Raw genomic sequence first — 1,074 nt, 5'->3', positions numbered from 1 at the left:
ATTTGGTTTTCCAAATGATGACTACCTACCTATTATTTTTTTATACAGATGTCTTTGGTTTAACTGCGAATGAAGTCGCCATTCTTTTCGTTGTTGCAAGGACCGCCGATGTCTTTGAAAGTTTAATTATTGGAATCATGATCGACAATACTCATTCTAGATGGGGGAAAAGTCGGCCATTCTTTCTTTGGTACTCATTTCCTTATGTAATTTTCGCTGTTCTCACTTTTGTCACGCCCAATTTCCTACCACATTCCGGGAAATTATTTTGGGCCTACGTCACTTATTTAGGCCTTGGATTCTTCTATACAGCCGTAAACCTACCTATTACTTCTATCTTACCTACTATGACGGATAATGAGCAGGAAACGACCCTTTTAGGCGTTATCAGACAATTCTTTGGCAGTTCAGTTCAAATTATTGTAGCTGTCTTTACAATTCCACTAGTAAACTTCTTTGGTAAAGGCAATCAACAAAGGGGATTCCTAGGGACTATTCTTCTCTTCGGGATCATTTCGCTATTTCTTATTCTCAACACATTCTTTCATGTTAGAGAACGCTATACAAACAACGAAATCAACCATCAACCTATCTCTGAAGTTTGGAAAATGTTAAAACAGAACAAGCCATGGATCGTAATTTCAATCGTAATCTTTCTTTACTGGTTAACTACTTCCATAAAAAATCAAACTACTATTTACTATTTCAAATACATTATCCACGACGAGAACCTCGTATCTTTAGCTAATAGTTTCACTTTGACTGCTTTGATTGGAGTAGTAGCTATCTATTTCGTTTCGGCCAAACTTGGTAAAAAAAATACGATGCTTTTAGGTATCGTCACTGCTTTTGTTGGGCAACTGATCATTACCTTTGCCACTTATACCAAAAACTTACCAGTACTATTCACTGGTATCTTCATCAATTGTATTGGTGGAGGTTTCATTATTGGACTAGTGTCTATCATGATTGCTGATACTATTCGCTATGGAACTTCTATGGGTATCCAAGCTGAAGGTGTCTTAGCATCGACTGATGATTTTGGCGTTAATTTAGGACTAGGACTTGGCGGAC

1 protein-coding gene is annotated in these 1,074 nt (G+C 37.2%); it reads left to right on the top strand.

Annotated features, from left to right (window positions below):
* Window positions 1-1,074: glycoside-pentoside-hexuronide (GPH):cation symporter (locus tag FHL06_RS14015; protein WP_153387267.1), on the top strand; the 1,074-nt coding region annotated here is incomplete at both ends.

This window comes from Companilactobacillus halodurans, from assembly GCF_009600985.1.
In the GTDB taxonomy this organism is placed as follows: domain Bacteria; phylum Bacillota; class Bacilli; order Lactobacillales; family Lactobacillaceae; genus Companilactobacillus; species Companilactobacillus halodurans.
Note: the sequence above shows the minus strand (reverse complement) of the source record. Positions and strands in the feature narration are given on the sequence as shown.